General features: G+C 64.5%; 1 protein-coding gene. It reads left to right on the forward strand.

The window, feature by feature from the left end:
- Positions 1 to 236: 236 nt before the first annotated feature.
- Positions 237 to 1,370: a Gfo/Idh/MocA family protein gene (locus ACFQ50_RS24505; RefSeq protein ID WP_377998225.1), complete on the forward strand. Its 1,134-nt coding sequence runs from the start codon at positions 237 to 239 to the stop codon at positions 1,368 to 1,370.
- Positions 1,371 to 1,452: the final 82 nt, after the last annotated feature.

The raw sequence follows: 1,452 nt of genomic DNA on the forward strand, positions 1-1,452 counted from the left end.
GGCCATCCGGCCCGCACGCTCCCACTACCCCGCACGCTCCCACTACTGGGGACAGCCCCTCCCGTTTCCCCCGCCCCTGGCCGACTTCTGACTCTGAGGCGGAGCAGCAAAATAGCCTTCGCTCAGTCCTCATGCCATTGACGCTGCGCCAACTCGCCAAGTGCCCCCCACTGTTCCCAGAAGAAGCGAAAATCATGTTCTATCCGACCAATCCGAACAAATTCCGGGGCGTGGCAATGATCAGTTATGCGTTCATGGGGAAGGCCCACTCGAACGCGTGGCGGAACGTTGCCAGCTTCTTCGACGTTCCGGCCTTCGAGCAAAAAGTGCTCGTGGGCCGGGACGCCACCGAAGTCGCCTTCGCCGCGGGCAAGTATGGCTGGGCGGAATGGGCCACGGACTGGCGTGAAGTCATTGAGCGGGACGACATCGACATCGTGGACATCTGCGCCCCGGGCTGGATGCACGCCGAGATCGCCATCGCCGCCCTCGAAGCGGGCAAGCATGTACTCGTGGAGAAGCCATTGGCCAACACCCTCGCCGAGGCCGAGGCCATGACTGCCGCGGCCCAGGCCGCCCGCGCATGCGGGGTGCAATCCATGGTCGGGTTCAACTACCGCCGCGTGCCCGCCCTGGCCCTGGCCCGGGAACTGATCGCGGAGGGCCGGCTCGGCACCGTCCGGCATGTCCGGGCCGCCTACCTGCAGGACTGGCTCACCGACCCGGAAGCCCCCATGACGTGGCGCTTGCAAAAAGAAACTGCCGGGTCCGGTGCTCTGGGCGACATCGCCAGCCACGCCATCGACCAGATCCAACACCTCACGGGGCAGACCGCCACGGAAGTGACAGGCACGTTACGGAACTTTGTCACGCACCGTCCCGGACCCAACGGCCCGGAAGAAATCACTGTCGACGATGCGGTCTGGGCAACCCTTGGACTGACCGGCGGCATCAGCGCCTCCGTGGAAGCCTCCCGCGTCGCCACCGGCCAAAAAAGCAGCCTTCGCATCGAGATGTACGGCTCCAAAGGCTCACTGACCTTCGACCTGGAGAACCTGAACGAGCTCATGTTCCTCGATGCCAGTGCCCCGGTCCAGGAGCAGGGCTTCCTCCGTATCCTCGTCAACGAACCCGAGCACCCCTATCTGGAGGCGTGGTGGCCGCAGGGTCACATCATCGGCTGGGAGCACACCTTCACACACCAAATCCGCGACTTGCTGGCCGCCATTGACAACAATGAGGCGCCCTCGCCGTCGCTCGAAGAAGGACTTCAGGTGCAAAGCGTCCTGGCAGCCGTTGAAGAATCAGCCAACAACAAGAGCGTGCTGACGAACGTGCGTCAAGCTGCGCTGACCGCCGAAGGAGCCTGACCATGTCCCGCCCGTACACCCTGTTCACCGGCCAGTGGGCCGACCTGCCCTTCGAGGAAGTCGCCCGCCTCGCCTCCGGCTG

Origin of the sequence: Arthrobacter sp. NPDC056493 (assembly GCF_042795115.1) — a bacterium.
Taxonomy (GTDB): Bacteria; Actinomycetota; Actinomycetes; order Actinomycetales; family Micrococcaceae; genus Arthrobacter.